The sequence below is a fragment of the Streptomyces tailanensis genome (assembly GCF_008386495.1).
GTDB lineage: Bacteria > Actinomycetota > Actinomycetes > Streptomycetales > Streptomycetaceae > Streptomyces > Streptomyces tailanensis.
Genome location: NZ_VTHJ01000047.1, coordinates 15,217 through 34,891, shown reverse-complemented (window position 1 = coordinate 34,891; position 19,675 = coordinate 15,217). Strand labels below are relative to the sequence as shown.

At 70.1% G+C, this 19,675-nt stretch carries 19 protein-coding genes; 8 read left to right on the top strand and 11 right to left on the bottom strand.

The features are described 5' to 3' along the window. The 7 genes from F3T56_RS31590 to F3T56_RS31560 all read right to left on the bottom strand — a co-directional run bounded on the left by F3T56_RS31590 (position 1) and on the right by F3T56_RS31560 (position 5,319). Positions 1-267: an acyl carrier protein gene (locus F3T56_RS31590; RefSeq protein ID WP_149828766.1), complete on the bottom strand. Its 267-nt coding sequence runs from the start codon at positions 265-267 to the stop codon at positions 1-3. After that, positions 264-1,532, bottom strand: a complete 1,269-nt coding sequence (locus tag F3T56_RS31585) for a ketosynthase chain-length factor (RefSeq protein WP_149828765.1) — start codon at positions 1,530-1,532, stop codon at positions 264-266. Before F3T56_RS31585 ends, F3T56_RS31590 begins: the two co-directional genes overlap by 4 nt. Beyond that, positions 1,529-2,797 carry a beta-ketoacyl-[acyl-carrier-protein] synthase family protein gene (locus tag F3T56_RS31580; protein ID WP_149828764.1) on the bottom strand — a complete coding sequence of 423 codons (1,269 nt, stop codon included), beginning with the start codon at positions 2,795-2,797 and terminating at the stop codon, positions 1,529-1,531. The genes F3T56_RS31585 and F3T56_RS31580 overlap by 4 nt, the downstream gene beginning before the upstream one ends. Then, positions 2,794-3,258, bottom strand: coding sequence for a cupin domain-containing protein (locus F3T56_RS31575; RefSeq protein ID WP_149828763.1), 465 nt, complete (start codon positions 3,256-3,258; stop codon positions 2,794-2,796). The genes F3T56_RS31580 and F3T56_RS31575 overlap by 4 nt, the downstream gene beginning before the upstream one ends. Before the next feature lie 45 nt (positions 3,259-3,303). Further along, positions 3,304-4,425, bottom strand: coding sequence for a SchA/CurD-like domain-containing protein (locus F3T56_RS31570; RefSeq protein WP_149828762.1), 1,122 nt, complete (start codon positions 4,423-4,425; stop codon positions 3,304-3,306). A gap of 250 nt (positions 4,426-4,675) precedes the next feature. After that, positions 4,676-4,969, bottom strand: a complete 294-nt coding sequence (locus F3T56_RS31565) for an MTH1187 family thiamine-binding protein (protein ID WP_149828761.1) — start codon at positions 4,967-4,969, stop codon at positions 4,676-4,678. Further along, entirely contained in the window at positions 4,966-5,319 is a 354-nt protein-coding gene (locus F3T56_RS31560) for a DUF3817 domain-containing protein (RefSeq protein WP_149828760.1), read from the bottom strand. Before F3T56_RS31560 ends, F3T56_RS31565 begins: the two co-directional genes overlap by 4 nt. Positions 5,320-5,486: 167 nt before the next feature. On the opposite strand from F3T56_RS31560, the gene F3T56_RS31555 reads away from it, so the two are divergent. The 4 genes from F3T56_RS31555 to F3T56_RS31540 all read left to right on the top strand — a co-directional run bounded on the left by F3T56_RS31555 (position 5,487) and on the right by F3T56_RS31540 (position 8,159). Further along, complete coding sequence (locus F3T56_RS31555) at positions 5,487-6,119, top strand: AIM24 family protein (RefSeq protein ID WP_149828802.1); 633 nt, start codon at positions 5,487-5,489, stop codon at positions 6,117-6,119. A gap of 1 nt (position 6,120) precedes the next feature. Then, complete coding sequence (locus F3T56_RS31550; protein WP_149828759.1) at positions 6,121-6,771, top strand: AIM24 family protein; 651 nt, start codon at positions 6,121-6,123, stop codon at positions 6,769-6,771. A gap of 2 nt (positions 6,772-6,773) precedes the next feature. After that, entirely contained in the window at positions 6,774-7,571 is a 798-nt protein-coding gene (locus F3T56_RS31545; protein ID WP_149828801.1) for an AIM24 family protein, read from the top strand. A 111-nt stretch (positions 7,572-7,682) separates the two neighbouring features. After that, a complete protein-coding gene (locus tag F3T56_RS31540) occupies positions 7,683-8,159 on the top strand; it encodes a MarR family winged helix-turn-helix transcriptional regulator (protein ID WP_149828758.1) in 477 nt (158 codons plus the stop codon). A 120-nt stretch (positions 8,160-8,279) separates the two neighbouring features. Here F3T56_RS31540 and F3T56_RS31535 read toward each other — a convergent pair whose 3' ends face one another. Beyond that, positions 8,280-9,707, bottom strand: coding sequence for a sensor histidine kinase (locus F3T56_RS31535; RefSeq protein WP_149828757.1), 1,428 nt, complete (start codon positions 9,705-9,707; stop codon positions 8,280-8,282). After that, the gene (locus tag F3T56_RS31530) at positions 9,704-10,426 is read right to left on the bottom strand and encodes a response regulator transcription factor (protein ID WP_425473671.1); all 723 of its coding nucleotides are present in this window, start codon (positions 10,424-10,426) and stop codon (positions 9,704-9,706) included. Before F3T56_RS31530 ends, F3T56_RS31535 begins: the two co-directional genes overlap by 4 nt. 144 nt (positions 10,427-10,570) lie before the next feature. Here F3T56_RS31530 and F3T56_RS31525 point away from each other — a divergent pair, with 144 nt between their 5' ends. Continuing rightward, a complete protein-coding gene (locus F3T56_RS31525; RefSeq protein ID WP_149828755.1) occupies positions 10,571-11,221 on the top strand; it encodes a PepSY domain-containing protein in 651 nt (216 codons plus the stop codon). Between the two features lie 177 nt (positions 11,222-11,398). On the opposite strand, the gene meaB is transcribed toward F3T56_RS31525, so the two are convergent. Together meaB and F3T56_RS31515 are read right to left on the bottom strand one after the other, a co-directional pair. Beyond that, positions 11,399-12,355, bottom strand: a complete 957-nt coding sequence (gene meaB, locus F3T56_RS31520) for a methylmalonyl Co-A mutase-associated GTPase MeaB (protein ID WP_149828754.1) — start codon at positions 12,353-12,355, stop codon at positions 11,399-11,401. Positions 12,356-12,446: 91 nt separating this feature from the next. Next, complete coding sequence (locus F3T56_RS31515) at positions 12,447-13,649, bottom strand: acetyl-CoA C-acetyltransferase (RefSeq protein ID WP_149828753.1); 1,203 nt, start codon at positions 13,647-13,649, stop codon at positions 12,447-12,449. 148 nt (positions 13,650-13,797) lie between these two features. Here F3T56_RS31515 and mce point away from each other — a divergent pair, with 148 nt between their 5' ends. The 3 genes from mce to F3T56_RS31500 all read left to right on the top strand — a co-directional run bounded on the left by mce (position 13,798) and on the right by F3T56_RS31500 (position 19,667). Continuing rightward, positions 13,798-14,238 (top strand): methylmalonyl-CoA epimerase, encoded by a 441-nt coding sequence (mce, locus tag F3T56_RS31510; RefSeq protein ID WP_149828752.1) that lies wholly within the window; start codon positions 13,798-13,800, stop codon positions 14,236-14,238. Between the two features lie 406 nt (positions 14,239-14,644). Further along, positions 14,645-18,493, top strand: coding sequence for a polarized growth protein Scy (scy, locus tag F3T56_RS31505; RefSeq protein ID WP_149828751.1), 3,849 nt, complete (start codon positions 14,645-14,647; stop codon positions 18,491-18,493). A gap of 235 nt (positions 18,494-18,728) precedes the next feature. Beyond that, the gene (locus F3T56_RS31500) at positions 18,729-19,667 is read left to right on the top strand and encodes a coiled-coil domain-containing protein (protein WP_149828750.1); all 939 of its coding nucleotides are present in this window, start codon (positions 18,729-18,731) and stop codon (positions 19,665-19,667) included. The last annotated feature ends 8 nt before the right edge of the window (positions 19,668-19,675 follow it).

Genomic DNA, 19,675 nt, shown 5'->3' with positions numbered 1-19,675 from the left:
TCAGGCTCCCGTCCGCAGCGCGCCGTTGACGAGGTCGAGGAAGGCGCGAGGGCTCTTGCACCGTTCGGCGTCGGTGGGCAGCGACCGGCCGTACCGGTTCTCCAGCTCGCCCACGATGCCGAGGAGGCCGAGCGAGTCCAGCCCGAACTCGGCGAAGGTGGTGTCCACCCGGGCTTCGAGATCGTGTGGGTCCACGGTCACGCCGGCGCCCTTCTTCATCAGCGTGGCCAGTTCCTCGACGGTCACTTCCGTCGCTTCGGTGGTCATGAGTTCTCCTTGTCGTTCTGGGCGAGGGATCCGGGGCCGCGACGCAGGACCAGCGCCGCGTTGGAGCCCATGAGTCCTCGGCTGAGGACCAGGGCCGTGCGGAGCTGGGCGGGGCGTGCCGTGGCGGCCACCAGGTCGATGTCGTGGCAGACGTCGAAGACGCCCGGGGTCGGCGGTATCTGCCCGTGCTCCATGGCCATCACCGCGGCCGCGATGTCCAGCAGGGGTGCCCCGCAGTAGGACCGCCCGATGCCGGCCTTGGGGGCCGTTACGGGCACGCGGGTGCCGTGCGGGCCGAGGGCGTCGGTGAGGGCGAGGGCCTCGGCGGTGTCCGCCTCCCGTATGCCCATCGCGTCGGCGAAGACCACGTCGATCTCCTCCGGCGCGCAGCCGGCCTCGTCGAGGGCGCCGCGTATGGCGTGGGCGAGGCCCGCCCGTGACTCGTCCCAGCGTGAGGCGCCGGTGAAGGTGGCGGCGTGTCCCGCCACGGTGGCGCGGACGGTCGCGTCACGGCTCTGTGCCCGGTCCGCGTCCTCCAGCACCAGTACGGCGCCGCCCTCCGCGGGCACGAAGCCGCAGGCCGCCGAGGTGAAGGGGCGGTAGGCGCGTGCCGGGTCCTCGTCGGTGCTGAGTTCGGCGTATCCGAGCTGACAGACCATCGAGTACGGGGCGAGGGGCGCCTCGGCCGCCCCGACCACGACCACGTCGGTCCCCCGCCGCACGGCCCGGGCGGCGTGCGCGACAGCGTCCAGGCCGCCCGCCTCGTCGCTGGCCACCACCGAGCAGGGGCCCTTGAAGCCGTTGTGGATGGATATCTGGCCCGTGCTGGCCGCGTAGAACCAGGCGATGGACTGGTAGGGGCCGACGAATCGGGATCCCTGTCCCCACAGCTTCTGCAGTTCCCGCTGGCCGAACTCGCCGCCGCCGGACCCGGCGGCGGTGACCACCCCGACGGAGTACGGCGAGTCGGCGGCGCCGGTGCTCAGTCCCGCGTCGTCCAGAGCGGCAGCGGCGGCGGCCATCGCGAAGTGGGTGAAACGGTCGGTCTGGACGAGGAAGGTCTCCTCGATGAGCGCCGAGGGGTCGAATCCCCGGACCTCGCCGGCGACCTGGAGCGGAAGGTGCCCACAGCCCTCCCGGGTGATCCGGTCCAGTACGTTCAGGCCCTCCTTGACGGACTTCCAGTAGGTGTCCGTGTGCAGTCCGTTGGGCGCGACCACACCGATCCCGGTGACGGCGGCACGCCGGGTCCTGTCAGCACTCATCGTTTCCTCCCGCCCGGCCCCGTCAGCAGCACCGCGGACTGGAAGCCACCGAAGCCGCTGCCGACGGAGAGCACGTTGTGGAGCCTGTGGGAGCGCGCGGCACGCGGTACGTAGTCCAGATCGCACTCGGGGTCCGGGGTCTCGTAGTTCGCCGTCGGCGGCACCACCTGGTGGGCCAGGGCCAGCACGCAGGCGACGACCTCGATCGCGCCGATCGCACCCAGTGAGTGACCCACCATGGACTTGATCGAGCTCATGGGCGTGTCGTAGGCATGGGCGCCCAGGGACCGCTTGACGGCGGCGGTCTCATGACGGTCGTTCTGGCGGGTGCCCGAGCCGTGTGCGTTGACGTAGTCGATGTCCGAGGGGTCCACGCGCGCGTGGTCGAGCGCGGTGTCGATGGCCCGGGCCATCTCCAGGCCTTCGCTGGTCAGTCCGGTCATGTGGTAGGCGTTGCCGAACGTGGCGTAGCCGCCGAGCTCGCAGTAGACGTGCGCGCCGCGGGCATGGGCGTGCTCCAGCTCCTCCAGTAGGAGGACCGCGGCACCCTCGCCCATGACGAACCCGTCGCGGTGGGCGTCGAAGGGCCGGGAGGCGTGCGCCGGGTCGTCGTTGTTCGGTGACGTCGCCTTGATGGCGTCGAAGCAGGCCATGGTGATCGGGGAGATCGGGGAGTCCGACGCTCCGGCTATGCAGACGTCGGCGCGGCCCTCCTCGATGGTGTGGAAGGCGTACCCCACCGCGTCGAGCCCGGAGGTGCAGCCGGTCGAGACGGTCTGCACCGGCCCCTGGGCGCCGAAGTGCTCCGCGACGACGGAGGCCAGTGTGCTGGGCGAGAACGCCAGGTGCAGTTGCGGTTCGGCGGCGTGATGGTCGACGTCCCAGCGCTGTCCTCGTTCACTGACCAGGACGTAGTCGTGCTCCAGGCGGGTCGTGCCGCCCACCGCGCTGCCGAGGGAGACGGCCACGCGCCAGGGGTCTTCCGCGCCGAAGTCGATGCCGCAGTCCGCCACCGCCTCGGCCGCGGCGACCACGGCGAACTGTATGTACCGGTCTGCGCGTTCGACCATCTCGGGTGCGAGTCCGTGTGCGAGCGGGTCGAAGTCGCACTCGGCCGCGATGCGGGAACGCAACCCCTCGGGATCGAACAGGGTGATGCCGCGCGTCGCCGTACGGCCGTTCGAGAGGAGGTCCCAGAACGCCGGCGCCCCGATCCCGCCGGGGGCGACGACACCTATACCGGTGACCGCCACCCGCCGGGTCATGATGGGGCCCCCTGCCGTTCCGGCCGCGCGGCCTCCTCCTGCACGAGCGGGTACGGCTTGTGGTCCTGGCCCTCCGCCACGGCCTCCGTGTCGACGTGGCCCAGACTCGGCTTCGGCGCCAGTGGCCCCAGGTGGAAGACCATCCGGGCTTCCTCGTCACCGACGTTGCGGAAGCGGTGCCGCATGTCGATGGGGATCATGAGGCCTTGGTCGACACGGAGAGGAAAGGTTTCGCCGTCAAGGTCGACCTCCAGGTGGCCCTTGACGAGGAACACGAACTCCTCGGAATACGGGTGGTAGTGCTCGCTGATGCGTTCGCCGGGCTGCATGATGGCCAGGCCCATGAATCCGCTCGTGGAACCCACCGTGACGGGTGTGAGCATGGTGCGCAGGTCGCCGCCGCGCTTGCGGTTGGGCTCGGTCTCGCTCAGGTCGACGATGCGCGGGCGCGTCTTGTGCATGGTCCGTCTCCAGGTTGGGCAGTGGGGGGTGTTGTCCGTGCGCTGTCAGGACTGTGGGGCCCTGCGATCGGTGATCAGCGTCATGTGGGCGTGCGCCAGGAGACGGGTCGCGTCCCGTTCGCTCGTGAGCGGTCCTGACACGCCGAGTGCGGCGCCGTCGAGCAGTCGTGCCAGCACCGCGGCCTTCCGCGGGCCATGGGCACCGAGCGCCCTGACCGGGTCGGCCTCGGGATCGCCCGACACGTCGACGAGTCGGACGACGATGTCGTCGCGGTGGAAGACGGTGCTGCGGTGCACCGGGCCGACCGGGTCGTCCGCGGCGGTCTCGTCCTGTTCCGAGAGCAGCCGGGCCAGCGCCATCCCGCAGCCCTTCTGGGCCGGGTAGTACAGCGCGTGGCGCCGGAGGTCGGCCGGTTCCGGTCCGCCACGCGCCACATGGTGCACGGCCGGCATGGCCGCGCGGGTGAAGAAGGCGCGTGCGGACGCGGGGTCGGTCAGGTCCCGGCTCAGCTCCAGATGCGGGTTGATGGCTTCCTCCACGGCCCGCACCTCCGGCTGACGCGAGACGTGACGCAGGGCCGCCATCAGGTCGCCCTGCACCTCGACGGTGCGTACGACCCGATTGCCGTGCATGAACAGGGTGGTACGGCTCAGCTTGGTGGATTCGTCGACGCGGGCCTGTGGCGGCGCGTAGTCGGCGAGGATCTCCGCGACCTTCGACTCCGAGCCCGGCTTGACGGTGAACGTCAGCGCGTGGCGCACCACCCCGTCGCCCACCCGCGGGGAGCCGAGAAGTCCGCCGGAGGTCCCGGTGGCCGGAGGGGAGGAGCGGCCGGTCTCACGGAGGACGCTGTAACGCGTCGACCTGAGGTCACGGACACAGCTCTGCATGGGCCCGACCATCTCCAGGTGCTCTTCACTGTTCACCCAGGCGAGGTACGGCGGGGCGCCCGCCCATTCGCTCGTGATGATCCACTGGGACGGGTTCTCCACGGACTGGCACAGTTGGTCACTGAGGTGACCGGGCACCGACACGACTTGCCTGCGCATGTGCTCATACGCGTCGAGGAACTCTCGCTGAGCGCCTTCGTGGAGATCTACGGACAGGATGACTCGTAGCCTGGAACCGTCGAACGCCGACTGGGATATGGATTTCGAAGTAGTCATCCAGCAGGCCCTTCCTTCGCTGCCAAGCGCCGGCCGCCCGTCTGCGGAAGCTCGAACGGCGGTCGGCTCTGAGCCTTCATCGTGAGTCGGTGACACGGACTCCGCGAGCCACGCGGGCCGATTGAGGGAACCGCCGCAACTGCCCGGCCCGCGCGCCGTGCTGGGGTTCAGGGCTGAAATGAATGAACCCCGGCCCAGAAGGGCCGGGGTTGTCGGTTCGGTCGCCCGCCGACTACACGGACTACGCGGACTACGCGGACAGGTGCCGCTCCACCGTCTCCACCTTGGAGGTGAGGCCGTCCGTGACGCCGGGGCGGATGTCGGCCTTCAGGACGAGGGAGACCCGGGGCGCCCGCTCCTCGACGGCGGCGACGGCGCGCCGTACGACGTCCATCACCTCGTCCCACTCACCTTCGATCGAGGTGAACATGGCGTCGGTGCGGTTGGGCAGGCCCGATTCGCGGACGACCCGTACGGCGGCGGCGACGTACTCCCCCACGTCCTCGCCGACGCCGAGCGGCGTCACGGAGAAGGCGACGATCACGCGCCCACGACCCCTTCCTTGCGGGCGCGGGAGGCGATCGCTGCGTTGACTGCGTTCTCGGCCTCACGGCGCAGCTTGCGGTCGGCGAAGAAGCCGCCGGCGGGGAGGACGGAGAGGATGAAGTAGAGCGCGGCGGTCTTGAGGTTCCACTTGGCGCGGTTCCAGGCGTCGGCCCAGAAGATCACGTACAGGATGAAGAGGATGCCGTGGATCATGCCCATCGCCGGCACCGCGTTGAACTCCGTGGTCCGCTTCAGCACCGAGCAGACCAGCAGGAGCAGGAAGGAGACGGCCTCGGGGGCGGAGACGAGGCGCAGGCGGCGGAGGGCGGAGGCGGTCTTTGTGTCCACGGGTCACCTTCGGTGGGGTCGGCCGGTCTTTGTGAAGGGAAGCACAAGCATTCCTCATTCTGGCATCCGTCAACCTCGCGAAGGCCCTAGGGGTCCCCTCAGGGTCGAGATCCGACTCAGGGATCTGTCTCGTTGGCCTTCCGGGCGGTTACCGTCACCTCGTGGCAATGTTCCGACTTCAAGGCAGCAAAGTGCTCGCCGTCGACATGACCGGGGACGCCGTCAAGGCGAAGAACGGCTCGATGGTCGCGTACGACGGTCAGATGTCGTTCAAGAAGCTGAGCGGCGGCGGTGAGGGTCTGCGCGGCATGGTGACGCGGCGGTTGACCGGTGAGCAGATGACGTTGATGGAGGTGACGGGGCAGGGGACGTGCTGGTTCGCGGACCGGGCCTCGGAGATCAACCTCGTGAATGTTCAGGGGGACAAGCTGTACGTGGAGTCGAGCAATCTGCTCGCGACGGACTCCGGGCTGCGTACGGGCACGAGCTTCACGGGGATGCGTGGCGCCTCGCAGGGCAACGGCCTGTTCACGACGACCATCGAGGGCCACGGCCAGGCGGCGATCATGTCCGACGGGCCGGCGGTGGTGCTGCGGGTGAGTCAGCAGTACCCGCTGATGGTGGACCCGGGCGCGTACATCGCGCACCAGGGGAATCTGCAGCAGTCCTTCCAGTCCGGTGTGACGTTCCGCACGTTCCTCGGGGAGGGCGGCGGCGAGGCGTTCCAGATCCGCTTCGAAGGCGACGGTCTCGTGTACGTCCAGCCGAGCGAGCGCAACACGGTGGCGGGAGACGTGTGACATGGCCTTCCGTGAGATCAACTCGAAGATGATCGAGGCGACGGTCGTGCCCGGCCAGCGGCTGTTCAGCCAGCGCGGCGCGATGCTCGCCTACAAGGGCGAGGTGTCCTTCACGCCCAACATCCAGGGCGGCCAGGGCGGTATCGCCTCGATGATCGGCCGCCGGGTGGCCGGCGAGGCGACGCCGCTGATGACCGTCGAGGGCAGCGGCACCGTCCTGTTCGGGCACGGCGGCCACCACATCCAGGTGATCAACCTGACCGGCGACACGCTCTACGTCGAGGCCGACCGTCTTCTGGCCTTCGACGGCACCCTCCAGCAGGGCACGATGTTCATGGGCTCGCAGGGCGGCGTCATGGGCATGGTCCGGGGCCAGGTGACCGGCCAGGGCCTGTTCACCACCACCCTCCAGGGCCACGGCGCCGTCGCCGTCATGGCGCACGGCGGCGTGATCGAGGTCCCGATCACCCCTCAGCGCCCGGTCCACGTGGACCCCCAGGCGTACGTAGCGCACCACGGCGACGTACGCAACAAGCTGTCCACCGCGCTCGGTTGGCGCGACATGGTGGGCCGCGGCTCCGGCGAGGCGTTCCAGCTGGAGCTCAGCGGCAGTGGTGCGGTGTACGTCCAGGCCTCGGAGGAGAAGCTGTGAGCATGTACGGGGCCCCGGCCGCCGGCCCGACCGTCTTCGACCCGATGACATTGCCGAGCGACGACAACGTCAACAGCTACACCTTCTGCGTGGAACTCAAGGGGAGCCAGTGGTTCCTGCAGAAGGGCAAGATGATCGCGTACTACGGCCAGATGGAGTTCAACGGCATCGGGCACGGCCGTCTCGACCGTCTTGTCCGTACGTCGTTTCATTCGCCTCTGCACGCGAGCGACTGGGTCGTGGCGGAGGGCTCGGGCAAGATGCTCCTCGCCGACCGGGCCTTCGACGTCAATTCGTACGACCTCGAAGACGGCAACCTGACCATTCGCTCGGGCAACCTTCTCGCTTTTCAGCCAAGTCTCGCGCTCAAGCAGTCGATCGTTCCGGGCTTCCTGACCCTCATCGGCACGGGCAAGTTCGTGGCCGCCTCGAACGGCCCGGTGGTGTTCATGGAACCGCCCATCCGGGTCGACCCGCAGGCGCTGGTCGGCTGGGCCGACTGCCCCTCGCCGTGCCACCACTACGACCATGGGTACATGACAGGCCTGATGGGCGGTCTACGTGCGATGACGGGCCTCGGCGGCGCGTCCGGCGAGGAGCACCAGTTCGAGTTCGTCGGGGCGGGTACGGTGCTGCTCCAGTCCTCCGAGACCCTCATGGCCGAGCAGGCCACGGGCATGGTGCCGCATGAGCCGGGCGTACCGGGTGGCGGCGGGGTACCCGGCCACGGCGGACAGCCGGCCGGCCAACCGCGCCTTCCCGGACAGCTGGGGGACCTCCAGCGTCGCTTCGGGCTGTGAGCGGTAGTCTGCGGAGTGTGACATCGAACGTGTGCGCGTTGTCATGCCTCAACCCGCAATACCCGAAACCCTCACTAGTTCGCCTTTCAACATTTTAGGTAGACTTCATTCATGGAGACCGAAACGGCCACGCGCTGGCTGACCGATGCGGAGCAGTGCGCCTGGCGCACCCACGTGGATGTCAACAGGCTGTTGACGTACCAGCTCGAAAGGGATCTGCAGCCGTTCGGCCTGACGATGAACGACTACGAGATCCTGGTGAACCTCTCCGAGTCGGAGTGCCGGCGGATGCGGATGAGCGACCTCGCCGCCGCGACCCTCCAGTCCAAGAGTCGCCTCTCGCACCAGATCACGCGCATGGAGAACGCGAATCTGGTGCGGCGCGAGACCTGCGAGTCCGATCGGCGGGGGCTGTTCGCCGTGCTCACGGAGCACGGCCTGGAGATGATGGAGAAGGTGGCGCCACATCATGTCGCCTCCGTGCGGCGGCACTTCATCGACCTGCTGCCGGCGGAGGCGTTGGAGGAGCTGCACAAGTCGTTGACGCCGATTGCGGAGCATCTGCGGTCCCATCGGGGCAAGCCGTAGCGCTCCGCTGGGTTGGGCGGGGAAGCGCCGGGGGGGCTGTGGGTCGTCTTTTGGCTGCGGGTTCGTTGTGGCTTGTCGCGCCCGCGCGGCGGAGCCGCAAATCGACACAGCCCCGCGCCCCTAACTCTTCTGGGGGAGCCGTAGCTCGAAGAGCGCACCTCCGCCTGGAGCGTCTGTGACTGTGAGGGTGCCTCCGTGGCGTACCGCGATATCTCTCGCGATCGCCAGGCCCAGGCCCGCGCCGCCGTCGTCTCTCGCTCTCGACTCGTCCAGGCGGACGAAGCGTTCGAAGATGCGGGTGCGGTCGGATTCGGGGACACCCGAGCCGTCGTCTGCGACCTGGAGGACCGTCCAGTCGCCGTCGGTGCGCAGGCTGACGGCGACCCGGTCCCGGGCGTGCCGCTGGGCGTTGTCCAGCAGGTTGCCGAGCACGCGGGCGATCTGGCCGCGAGAACCTCGTATCTCCACCGAGCTGACGGACTCGACCGTCACGCCGTCCCGGCCGGCCGTCTCCTGCCTCACCACCTTCGCCAGGTCGAAGTGCGCGTCCGGCGGGGGGCGCTTGCCGGCGTCCAGGCGGGCGAGGAGGAGCAGGTCGGCTGCCAGGGACTGCAGTCGTACGGTGTCCTGGACCGCTCCGTCCAGGTCCAGCAGATCGGGGTGCGCGGCGCCTACTTCGAGCTGGGTGCGCAGGGACGCGATGGGGCTGCGCAGTTCGTGCGAGGCGTCGGCGACGAACGCGCGCTGGCGTTCCACCGAGGTCTCCAGGGCTGCGAGCGTCTCGTTCGTCGTACGGGCGAGGCGGGCGATCTCGTCGTGCGTGTCCGGCTGTGGGACGCGCCGGGAGAGGTCCTCGGAGGCGGTGATGGCCGCCATCTCGGAGCGGATGCCCTCCACGGGGCGCAGGGCCCGGCCGGTGACGACGTAGGTCGCCCCGCTGACCGTCAGCAGCAGGAGCGGCAGTCCGATGAGCATCGACGTCAACGCGGTACCGACGGCGTCCTCTTCGGTGGCGAGCGGGGCGCCCGCGTAGACGGTGAGCGGGACCTTCCCCTTCGTGACCAGGTCGACCGCGGCGAACCGGTACTTCTCCGTGTCCCCCTCGACGGTCGCGGTGCCCTCGCCGTACCGGGTCTCGTCGGCGAGCTGTCCGGCGGCGAGAACGCCCTCGTCCGTCTCCTCCTCGCCCTCGTCCGCGTCGTCGGCGTCGTCATTGGCGGTGGAGTTGAGCCGGTCCGAGGCGATTTCGGTCACGCTCATGCCTTCGACATCCTCGCCGACGGCGACGGCCTTGCCCGTTCGGTCCAGGACCGTAACGGGGTTCTCGTCGCCGTCCGGCAGGTTCAGGTCCTTGTACGCGAACCCGTTCGCCAGTGCCGAGGCGGCGTTTCGGGCCACGGAGTCCGCCTCGGCGTCCGCCTGGTCGATGAGGCTGAAGCGCAGCGAGAGCAGTACGGCGGTGCCCGCGGCGACCAGGGCGACGGCGACGACGAGGGTCGCGGCGAGGGTCGCACGCGCGCGTACGGAGCCGAAGAGACGGCGTCTCATGGGCGCACCTCCAACCGGTAACCGGCGCCGCGTACGGTCTTGATGAGCGCGGAGCCGAGCTTGCGGCGCAGGGTGCTGATGTAGACCTCGACGATGTTGGGGTCGCCGTCGTACGCGAAGTCCCAGACGTGCTCCAGGATGTCGGCCTTGGACACGACCTCCCCGGCGCGCACGACGAGCTGCTCCAGGACGGAGAACTCCTTGGTGGTGAGGGCGACTTCGTCCTCGGCGAGGAAGACGCGCCGGGCGGCGGTGTCGAGCTTCAGCTCGCCGACGACATGCACGGAAGAGGCGTCGCCGACCGGGCCGCGCCGCCGGAGCAGGGCCTTCACACGGGCGACGAGGACGACGTACGAGAACGGCTTGGTCAGATAGTCGTCGGCGCCCGTGTCGAGGCCCTCGGCCTCGTCGTACTCGCCGTCCTTGGCGGTGAGCATCAGGATCGGCACGTCGTGACCGGCGGCGCGCAGGGCGGCGCACACGCGGTAGCCGTTCATGCCGGGCAGCATGATGTCGAGGATCACCAGGTCGTACGAGCCCTCGCTCGCCCGGTGCAGGCCGTCGATCCCGTCATGGACGACGTCCACGGCGTACCCCTCGGCCGTCAGCCCCTTGGCCAGCGACACCGCGAGCCGCTTCTCATCTTCCACGATCAAGAATCGAAAGGGGCGGCGCGAAGCGCCTCGAGTAGGGCGGTGGTGGGAGACGGGTGGGCACATGCGCCCAGCTTGGCAAACCGAACCTGAAGACGGCTTCAGGGTGCTTCAGGTCGGCTTCAGAGTCGGTCGGGCAGATTGGTCCCCGTCGAAAGCACACGACAGCGAACAAGTCACTTGCAGTCGCCCGCAATCGGGAGGAACCTCATGAAGCGCAACATCGTCATCGCCACCGTCGCGGCCGCGGCCCTCATCGCCGGCGGCACCGCGACCGCCATCGCGGTCTCCGGCGACGACGAGGCGCCGGTGAAGCGGTCCGGCGTGCAGGTGTCGGACGACGACAAGAACGACACGGACGACAACAACGACTCCGCCGACGACGAGACCGAGGACGCCACCGAGGCCAAGGCCGCGGAGATCACGGCCGCCGACGCCATAAACGCCGCGCTGAAGCACAAGTCCGGTACGGCAGTCTCCGCCGACCTGGACGACGAGGGTACGAACCTGGTCTGGGATGTCGACATCCTGACCAACGGCGGCGCCTGGCACAGCGTCCAGGTCGACCCCGGCACCGGCAAGGTCCTCGGCTCCCACGCCGACCGCGACGACGACGGTGACGACGGTGACGACGCCGCCGAGACCGAGCAGATCCGCGCCGCCCTCAAGGGCAGCTCCGTGACCGCCGCGGAAGCCGCCGAGGCCGCCGCCGGCAAGGGCACCATCACCTCCGTCGACCTCGACGAGGACAGCAAGAACAAGGCCTGGGAGATCGACACCACCGCCACCGACGGCACCGGCAGCGACTGGAGGGTCACCCTCGACACCGCCAAGGTCACGGCCGACCGCACGGACGACTGACACCCGCGGGTTGTGTTGGGTTGCTCGCGCAGTTCCCCGCGCCCCTGAAAGGGCGCAGGGAACTGCGCGACAAGCCCCCACCCACCCGCACGTACCCAGCCACCCCCGGGGTCGGAGGGGCAGCGCCCCTGGGGAATCGGACGGGTAGGGGCGGCGGGGGCGAGAAAAAACCCGGGCTCACCCCTCCGTGAGGCTCGCCACCAGTTCGTCCGCCGCGCGATACGGGTCCAGTTCGCCCCCCACGATCCGCTCGGCCAGCGCAGTCAACCGGCGGTCGCCGTGGACCCCGCCGATCCGTTCCCGCAGCGCGGTCACCGCGATCGTCTCGACCTCCCGTGACGCCCGCGCAAGCCTCCGCTCGGCCAGCACCCCCCGCTCCTCCATCCACGCCCGATGCTTCTCCAGCGCCTCGACGACCTCGTCGATACCCTCCGCCCGGGACGCGACCGTCTTGACGATCGGGGGTCGCCAGTCCCCGGGGCCACGGGACTCGCCCAGCCCCAGCATGTGGTTCAGCTCCCGCGCGGTCGCATCCGCGCCGTCACGGTCGGCCTTGTTGACGACGTACACGTCACCGATCTCCAGGATCCCGGCCTTGGCCGCCTGGATGCCGTCGCCCATGCCGGGCGCCAGCAACACCACCGACGTGTCGGCCTGCGAGGCGATCTCCACCTCGGACTGGCCCACGCCGACCGTCTCGACCAGCACCACGTCACAACCCGCCGCGTCCAACACCCGGATCGCCTGCGGGGCCGCCCACGCGAGGCCACCCAAGTGCCCCCGCGTCGCCATCGAACGGATGTACACGCCGGGATCGGAGGCATGCTCCGACATCCGCACCCGGTCACCGAGCAGCGCGCCCCCGCTGAACGGCGACGACGGGTCGACGGCCAGGACGCCGACCCGCTTCCCGGCCCGCCGGTACGCCGTCACCAGCGCGGACGTGGACGTGGACTTGCCGACGCCCGGCGAGCCCGTCAGACCCACCACGTACGCCCCGCCCGTCAGCGGGGCCAGCGCCGCCATGACCTCGCGGAGCTGTGGGGACGCCCCCTCCACCAGGGAGATCAGCCGGGCGACGGCACGCGGCCGCCCTTCCCTGGCCTGTGCCACCAGCGTGGGGACGTCCTGCATCACAGCTCCGTTCCGAAGAGACGAGTAGCCACGTACGCCACGCACGTCTCGTATTGCCACGTACGCCACGTACGCCTGAGAAGTGAAGGTCTCAGGCCTTGGGTACCCGCACGATCAGCGCGTCACCCTGCCCACCACCACCGCACAGCGCGGCCGCGCCCACACCGCCGCCGCGCCGCTTCAGCTCCAGCGCGAGGTGCAGTACGAGCCGGGCGCCCGACATGCCGATGGGGTGACCGAGGGCGATCGCGCCACCGTTGACGTTCACCTTTTCGGGGGTCACCCCGAGGTCCTTCATTGACTGGACGGCGACCGCGGCGAAGGCCTCGTTGATCTCGATGAGGTCCAGGTCGGCCACGTCCAGGCCGTCCTTCTTCAGCGCGTGCTGGATCGCGTTCGACGGCTGCGACTGCAAGGAGTTGTCCGGCCCGGCGACGTTCCCGTGGGCGCCGATCTCGGCGAGCCACGTGAGGCCCAGCTCCTCCGCCTTCTCCTTGCTCATCACGACCACGGCCGCCGCGCCGTCGGAGATCTGCGAGGCCGAGCCGGCCGTGATCGTGCCGTCCTTGGTGAAGGCCGGCCGCAGCTTGCCCAGCGACTCGGCGGTCGTCTCACCTCGGATGCCCTCGTCCTGGCTGAAAACAACCGGCTCACCCTTGCGCTGCGGGATCTCGACCGGCGTGATCTCCGCGTCGAAAGTGCCGTTCTTCTGCGCGGCGGCGGCCCGCTGATGCGAGAGCGCGGCGATCTCGTCCTGCTCGGGGCGCAGGATGCCGAGACGCGTGTTGTGCTTCTCGGTGGACTCGCCCATGGCGATGCCTTCGAACGCATCCGTCAGACCGTCGTGCGCCATCACGTCGAGCATCTGGATCGCGCCGTACTTGTAGCCCTCACGGGACTTCGGCAGCAGATGGGGGGCGTTGGTCATGGACTCCTGACCACCGGCCACGATCACGTCGAACTCGCCGGCGCGGATCAGCTGGTCGGCGAGCGCGATGGCGTCGAGGCCGGACAGACACACCTTGTTGATCGTGAGGGCAGGGACATTCATCGGGATGCCCGCCTTGACCGCGGCCTGGCGTGCCGGGATCTGCCCTGCCCCGGCCTGGAGCACCTGGCCCATGATCACGTACTGCACCTGGTCGCCACCGATCCCCGCACGGTCGAGGGCGGCCTTGATCGCGAAGCCACCGAGGTCGGCTCCGGAGAAGGACTTCAGCGAACCGAGCAACCGTCCCATGGGCGTACGGGCGCCCGCGACGATCACCGAGGTCCTGCCGTTCGTTCCAGTCATGAGGTGCGATCCCCTTCCAGCTTGTACAGCCGAGGAGTGAACGAGGGTTTACTTCGAATGTACTGAGTGGCACTCCGTGCCGTCACCGGGCTGTCGGTGTGATCGCTGGCACGTTGCGTAACCACCTCAGGGGCGCTGCACTAACACCATGCTGACGCGAATCGACCACATCGGGATCGCCTGCTTCGACCTCGACAAGACCGTCGAGTTCTACCGGGCCACGTACGGCTTCGAGGTGTTCCACTCCGAGGTCAACGAGGAGCAGGGCGTACGCGAGGCCATGCTCAAGATCAACGGTACCGACGACGGCGGCGCCTCCTACCTGCAACTCCTGGAGCCGACCCGCGAAGATTCCACCGTCGCGAAGTGGCTGGCCAAGAACGGCGAGGGGGTCCACCACATCGCTTTCGGCACCGCGGACGTCGACGGCGAGGCGGCCTCGATCAAGGACAAGGGCGTACGCGTCCTGTACGAGGAGCCGCGACGCGGTTCCATGGGGTCACGGATCACGTTTCTGCACCCCAAGGATTGCCATGGCGTACTGACAGAACTGGTCACTTCGGCGCCAGTTGAGTCACCTGAGCACTGACCCCCGTACATATGGGCCGGTAGGGTTGGGGTCGGCCGTCGCCTTCGAGGGGACGGCCCGGGTCCTGTCGCCTTCCGAGGAGTGGGATCCAGGGCGCTGCTGATGGATGGCCGCGGGAAAAGGAGCGGCGTTCGGTGCGTGCTCTCGGCATGCCGGGCGGAAGCCCTCGTAGCGGAGCTACTAGGGCTTTTGCCCGGTGCGGCGAGAGTGCGTGCCGGGCGTCGCGACGCCGCGGAGATCCATCAGCAACGCCCTAGGGCCGGGGTCCAGGTTTCGGGGGACGAGGGTTAGGGCGGCAGCCCGTGCTCCGCCGTTGATCTGACACCATTCCCCGGGGGCCCCGTTCGGCGGATGGACGGAGCTCGTTTGCCAGAGGTTGCGACCAGGGGACGGATGGGACCGCGCAGTGCGGGGCTACGAACGCCAGGAGCGAGAGCCGGCGGCTGACGTCGACCACCTCTCTCGGTTCGAGGCCGAGATGGAGCGGCTGAAGACCGAGCGGGAAAAGGCGATCCAGCACGCCGAGGACCTCGGCTACCAGGTCGAGGTGCTGCGCGCCAAGCTGCACGAGGCGCGCCGCACCCTCATGTCCCGGCCCGCCTACGACGGGGGCGACCTCGGGTACCAGGCCGAGCAGATGCTCCGCCAGGCCCAGATGCAGGCCGACCAGCTGCGCGCCGACGCCGAGCGGGAGCTGAGCCAGGCCCGGGCGCAGACCCAGCGCATCCTCCAGGAGCACGCCGAGCAGGCCGCGCGCCTCCAGGCGGAGCTGCACCAGGAGGCCGTCACCCGCCGCCAGCAGCTCGACCAGGAGCTGTCCGAGCGCCGTCAGACCGTCGAGTCGCACGTCAACGAGAACGTGGCGTGGGCCGAGCAGCTGCGCGCCCGCTCCGAGCAGCAGGCCCGCCGGCTCGTCGACGAGTCGCGCGCCGAGGCCGAGCAGGCACTGGCCGCCGCCCGTGCCGAGGCCGAGCGGCTGGTCAACGAGGCCAGGCAGCGGCTCCAGGGCGACGCGGAGGCCGCACGCGGTGAGGCCGACCAGATTCTGCGCCGGGCCCGCGCCGAGGCCGAGCGGCTGCTCAACGCGGCGTCCACGCAGGCCCAGGAGGCGACCGAGCACGCCGAGCAGCTGCGCTCCTCCTCCGCCACCGAGTCCGACGCCGCCCGCCGCCAGGCCTCCGAGCTGAGCCGGGCCGCCGAGCAGCGCATCGCGGAGGCCGAGACGGCGCTGCGCGAGGCGCGCACGGAGGCCGAGAAGCTGGTCACCGAGGCGAAGGAGAACGCTGCCAAGGCCCTCTCCAGCGCCGAGTCGACCAACGAGCAGCGCACCCGTACGGCGAAGGAGCAGGTCGCCCGGCTGGTCGAGGAGGCCACGAAGGAGGCCGAGGCCACCAAGTCGGCCGCCGAGGAAGTCGTCGCGGACGCCAAGGCGGAGGCCGAGAAGATCGTCGCCGAGGCCTCCGAGAAGGCCCGCTCGATCACCGCGGAGGAGTCCGCCTCCCAGCTCGCCAAGACGGCCAAGACCGCCGAGGACGTGCTGAACAAGGCGTCCGAGGACGCCCGGAACACCACCAAGGCCGCCACCGAGGAGGCCGAGCGGATCCGCGCGGAGGCGGAGGCCGAGGCGGACCGTTTGCGCGCCGAGGCGCACGACCTCGCCGAGCAGCTCAAGGGCGCGGCGAAGGACGACACCGAGGAGTACCGCGCCAAGACGGTCGAGCTGCAGGAGGAGGCGCGCCGGCTGCGCGGCGAGGCCGAGCAGCTGCGGGCCGACGCGGTCGCCGAGGGCGAGCGGATCCGCGCCGAGGCCCGGCGCGAGGCCGTCCAGCAGATCGAGGAAGGCGCCAAGACCGCCGAGGAACTGCTCGCCAAGGCGCGCACGGACGCCGACGAGCTGCGCCAGACGGCCACGGCGGACAGCGAGAAGGTCCGCACGGAGGCCATCGAACGCGCTTCGACGCTGCGCCGTCAGGCCGAGGAGACCCTGGAGCGCACCCGCAAGGAGGCCGAGCGGCACCGCGCCGAGGTCATCGAGCAGTCGGACGAGCTGAAGGCCGAGGCCGAGCGGGCCGCCCGCGAGCTGCGCGAGGAGACCGAGCGCGGCGTCGAGGCCCGCAAGGCGGAGGCCGTCGAGGAGCTGTCCCGGCTGCACACCGAGGCCGAGGCACGGCTCGCCTCCGCCGAGGAGGCGCTCGCCGACGCCCGCGGGGAGGCCGAGCGGATCCGCCGCGAGGCCGCCGAGGAGAGCGACCGGCTGCGTTCCGAGGCCGCCGAGCGCATTCGTACGCTCCAGGCGCAGGCCGAGGCCGAGGCCCAGCGGCTGCGCGACGAGGCCGCGTCCGACGCGTCCGCGTCCCGGGCCGAGGGCGAGGCCATCGCCGTACGGCTGCGGTCGGAGGCCGCGTCCGAGGCGGAGCGGCTGAAGTCGGAGGCTCAGGACACCGCCGACCGGGTACGGGCGGAGGCGCAGGCCGCGGCCGAGCGGCTGGCCACGGAGGCGTCGGAGACACTGGCCGCCGCGCAGGAGGAGGCGGTACGGCGCCGCCGCGAGGCCGAGGCACTCCTCGGCGCCGCCCGGCAAGAGGCCGGTCAGGAGCGGCAGCGGGCCCGCGAGCAGAGCGAGGAGCTGCTGGCCTCGGCGCGCAAGCGCGTGGAGGAGGCCCAGGCCGAGGCCGTACGCCTGGTCGAGGAGGCCGAGCGGCGCGCCATGGAGATGGTGTCGGCCGCCGAGCAGCACGCCCAGAACGTACGGGACTCCGTGGCCGGGCTGCACGAGCAGGCCCAGGAGGAGATCGCCGGGCTGCGCAACGCGGCCGACCACGCGGCGGAGCGTACGCGCCGGGAGGCCGAGGAGGAGGCGGACCGGGTCCGCGCCGACGCCTACGCGGAGCGGGAGCGGGCCACCGAGGACGCGGGCCGGGTGCGCCGGGAGGCCCGGGACGAGACAGAGGCCGCCAAGTCGCTCGCGGAGCGCACGGTCGGGGAGGCCCTCGCCGAGGCGGACCGGATCCGTTCGGACGTCGCCGAGCACGCCCAGCGGGTGCGTACGGAGGCCTCGGACACCATCGCGCGAGCCGACCAGGACGCGTCGCGTACCCGGGCCGAGGCCCGTGAGGACGCCAACCGCATCAGGTCGGACGCGGCCACCCAGGCCGACACCCTCATCACCGAGGTCACGGCCGAGGCCGAGCGGCTGACGCGGGAGACCAACGAGGAGGCCGAGCGGGTACGGGCCGAGTCCGTCGCCAAGGCCGACCGGCTGATCGCCGAGGCCACCGACGACGCCGAGCGGCTGCGGGCCGAGGCCGCCGAGACGGTGGGCTCCGCGCAGCAGCACGCCGAGCGGGTACGGGCCGACGCCGAGCGGGCCCGGGCCGAGGCGGAGGCCGAGGCCGACCGGCTCATGTCGCACGCCCGCGAGGAGGCCGACCGCACCCTCGACGAGGCCCGCAACGACGCCAACAAGCGGCGCTCCGAGGCCGCCGAGCAGGTCGACAAGCTCATCACGGAGACGACGGCCGAGGCCGACAAGCTCCTCACCGAGGCGCAGTCGCAGGCCCAGAAGACCACCGCGGACGCCGAGGCGCAGGCCGACTCCATGGTCGGCGCGGCCCGCAAGGAGGCCGACCGGCTGGTCTCCGAGGCAACCGTCGAGGGCAACTCCACGGTGGAGAAGGCCCGTACGGACGCCGACGAGCTGCTGGTCGGCGCGCGCCGGGACGCCACCGCCATAAGGGAGCGGGCGGAGGAGCTGCGCGACCGGATCACGTCCGAGATCGAGGCGCTGCACGAGCGGGCCCGCCGTGAGGCCGCCGAAACGATGCGGTCGACCGGCGACCGCTGCGACGCGCTCATCAAGGCCGCCGAGGAACAGCATCAGAAGGCGCAGGCAAAGGCCAAGGAGATCGTTTCCGAGGCCAACTCCGAGGCCGGCAAGGTCCGTATCGCGGCGGTGAAGAAGGCCGAGGGTCTCCTCAAGGAGGCCGAGCAGAAGAAGTCCACGCTCATCCGCGAGGCAGAGGAACTCAAGGCCGAGGCGATCCGTGAAGCCCGCCGTACGGTCGAGGAGGGCAAGCGCGAACTCGAGGTGCTGGTCCGTCGCCGCGAGGACATCAATGCGGAGATTTCCCGTGTCCAGGACGTCCTGGAGGCGTTGGAGTCTTTTGAGGCCCCGTCGAGCGGCAAGGACGGTGGAGTCAAGGCGGGTGCCGCGGCGGGTGCGACTCGTTCGGGTGGCAAGTCGTCAGACGGCTAGCGGAGTCGAGGCGTTGCGGGTACCTTCCGCGCCGCCGTAGACGCCAAAGACACCAATTTGTGTTCTTCCTGTGCTTGCCAGGGCCTTGGTGCAAAGTTTCTGGCAATAATTCCGATGGTCGGCCACCAAAAGGGGTGTCATTCTCCAGATCAAACGTGCATCTGCTCGATGACACGCCGCTTCGCCCCCTAGGATTCCACCTATCACCTCACCGGTCTCATTCGACAGGAACCCCATGAGCGACACTTCCCCCTACGGCTTCGAGCTTGTGCGGCGTGGATACGACCGCGCTCAGGTGGACGAACGTATCTCCAAGCTCGTCTCCGACCGTGACTCCGCTCTCGCCCGCATCACCGCTCTCGAAAAGCGCATCGAGGAGCTCCACCTCGAGACGCAGAACGCCCAGGCCGCGGTCACCGACGCCGAGCCGTCGTACGCCGGTCTCGGTGCCCGCGTCGAGAAGATCCTCCGTCTCGCCGAGGAGGAGGCGAAGGACCTGCGCGAGGAGGCCCGGCGCGCGGCCGAGCAGCACCGTGACCTCGCCGAGTCCGCGGCCCAGCAGGTCCGCAACGACGCCGAGTCGTTCGCGGCGGAGCGCAAGGCCAAGGCCGAGGACGAGGGCGTCCGGATCGTCGAGAAGGCCAAGAGCGACGCGTCCCAGCTGCGTGCCGAGGCGCAGAAGGACGCACAGTCCAAGCGCGAGGAGGCGGACGCCCTCTTCGAGGAGACCCGCGCGAAGGCCGCGCAGGCCGCCGCCGACTTCGAGACGAACCTCGCCAAGCGGCGCGAGCAGTCCGAGCGCGACCTGGCGTCGCGTCAGCAGAAGGCCGAGAAGCGGCTCGCGGAGATCGAGCACCGCGCGGAGCAGCTCCGCCTGGAGGCCGAGAAGCTGCGCACCGACGCCGAGCGCCGTGCCCGCCAGACGGTGGAGACCGCGCAGCGTCAGGCCGAGGACATCGTCGCGGACGCGAACGCCAAGGCGGACCGGATCCGCTCGGAATCCGAGCGGGAGCTGGCGGCTCTGACCAACCGCCGCGACTCCATCAACGCCCAGCTGACGAACGTGCGCGAGATGCTGGCGACGCTGACCGGTGCGGCTGTGGCCGCCGCCGGCACCCCGGCGACCGACGACGAGCCGATCTCGCGTGGGGTTCCGGCTCAGCAGTCCCGGTAACACGACCG

Excerpts from the sequence above, each read along its gene's own strand:
- F3T56_RS31590 (WP_149828766.1), bottom strand. The coding sequence starts at position 267 with ATGACCACCGAAGCGACGGAAGTGACCGTCGAGGAACTGGCCACGCTG.
- F3T56_RS31585 (WP_149828765.1), bottom strand. The coding sequence starts at position 1,532 with ATGAGTGCTGACAGGACCCGGCGTGCCGCCGTCACCGGGATCGGTGTG.
- F3T56_RS31580 (WP_149828764.1), bottom strand. The coding sequence starts at position 2,797 with ATGACCCGGCGGGTGGCGGTCACCGGTATAGGTGTCGTCGCCCCCGGC.
- F3T56_RS31575 (WP_149828763.1), bottom strand. The coding sequence starts at position 3,258 with ATGCACAAGACGCGCCCGCGCATCGTCGACCTGAGCGAGACCGAGCCC.
- F3T56_RS31570 (WP_149828762.1), bottom strand. The coding sequence starts at position 4,425 with ATGACTACTTCGAAATCCATATCCCAGTCGGCGTTCGACGGTTCCAGG.
- F3T56_RS31555 (WP_149828802.1), top strand. The coding sequence starts at position 5,487 with ATGTTCCGACTTCAAGGCAGCAAAGTGCTCGCCGTCGACATGACCGGG.
- F3T56_RS31550 (WP_149828759.1), top strand. The coding sequence starts at position 6,121 with ATGGCCTTCCGTGAGATCAACTCGAAGATGATCGAGGCGACGGTCGTG.
- F3T56_RS31545 (WP_149828801.1), top strand. The coding sequence starts at position 6,774 with ATGTACGGGGCCCCGGCCGCCGGCCCGACCGTCTTCGACCCGATGACA.
- F3T56_RS31540 (WP_149828758.1), top strand. The coding sequence starts at position 7,683 with ATGGAGACCGAAACGGCCACGCGCTGGCTGACCGATGCGGAGCAGTGC.
- F3T56_RS31535 (WP_149828757.1), bottom strand. The coding sequence starts at position 9,707 with ATGAGACGCCGTCTCTTCGGCTCCGTACGCGCGCGTGCGACCCTCGCC.
- F3T56_RS31530 (WP_425473671.1), bottom strand. The coding sequence starts at position 10,426 with ATGTGCCCACCCGTCTCCCACCACCGCCCTACTCGAGGCGCTTCGCGC.
- F3T56_RS31525 (WP_149828755.1), top strand. The coding sequence starts at position 10,571 with ATGAAGCGCAACATCGTCATCGCCACCGTCGCGGCCGCGGCCCTCATC.
- meaB (WP_149828754.1), bottom strand. The coding sequence starts at position 12,355 with ATGCAGGACGTCCCCACGCTGGTGGCACAGGCCAGGGAAGGGCGGCCG.
- F3T56_RS31515 (WP_149828753.1), bottom strand. The coding sequence starts at position 13,649 with ATGACTGGAACGAACGGCAGGACCTCGGTGATCGTCGCGGGCGCCCGT.
- mce (WP_149828752.1), top strand. The coding sequence starts at position 13,798 with ATGCTGACGCGAATCGACCACATCGGGATCGCCTGCTTCGACCTCGAC.
- F3T56_RS31500 (WP_149828750.1), top strand. The coding sequence starts at position 18,729 with ATGAGCGACACTTCCCCCTACGGCTTCGAGCTTGTGCGGCGTGGATAC.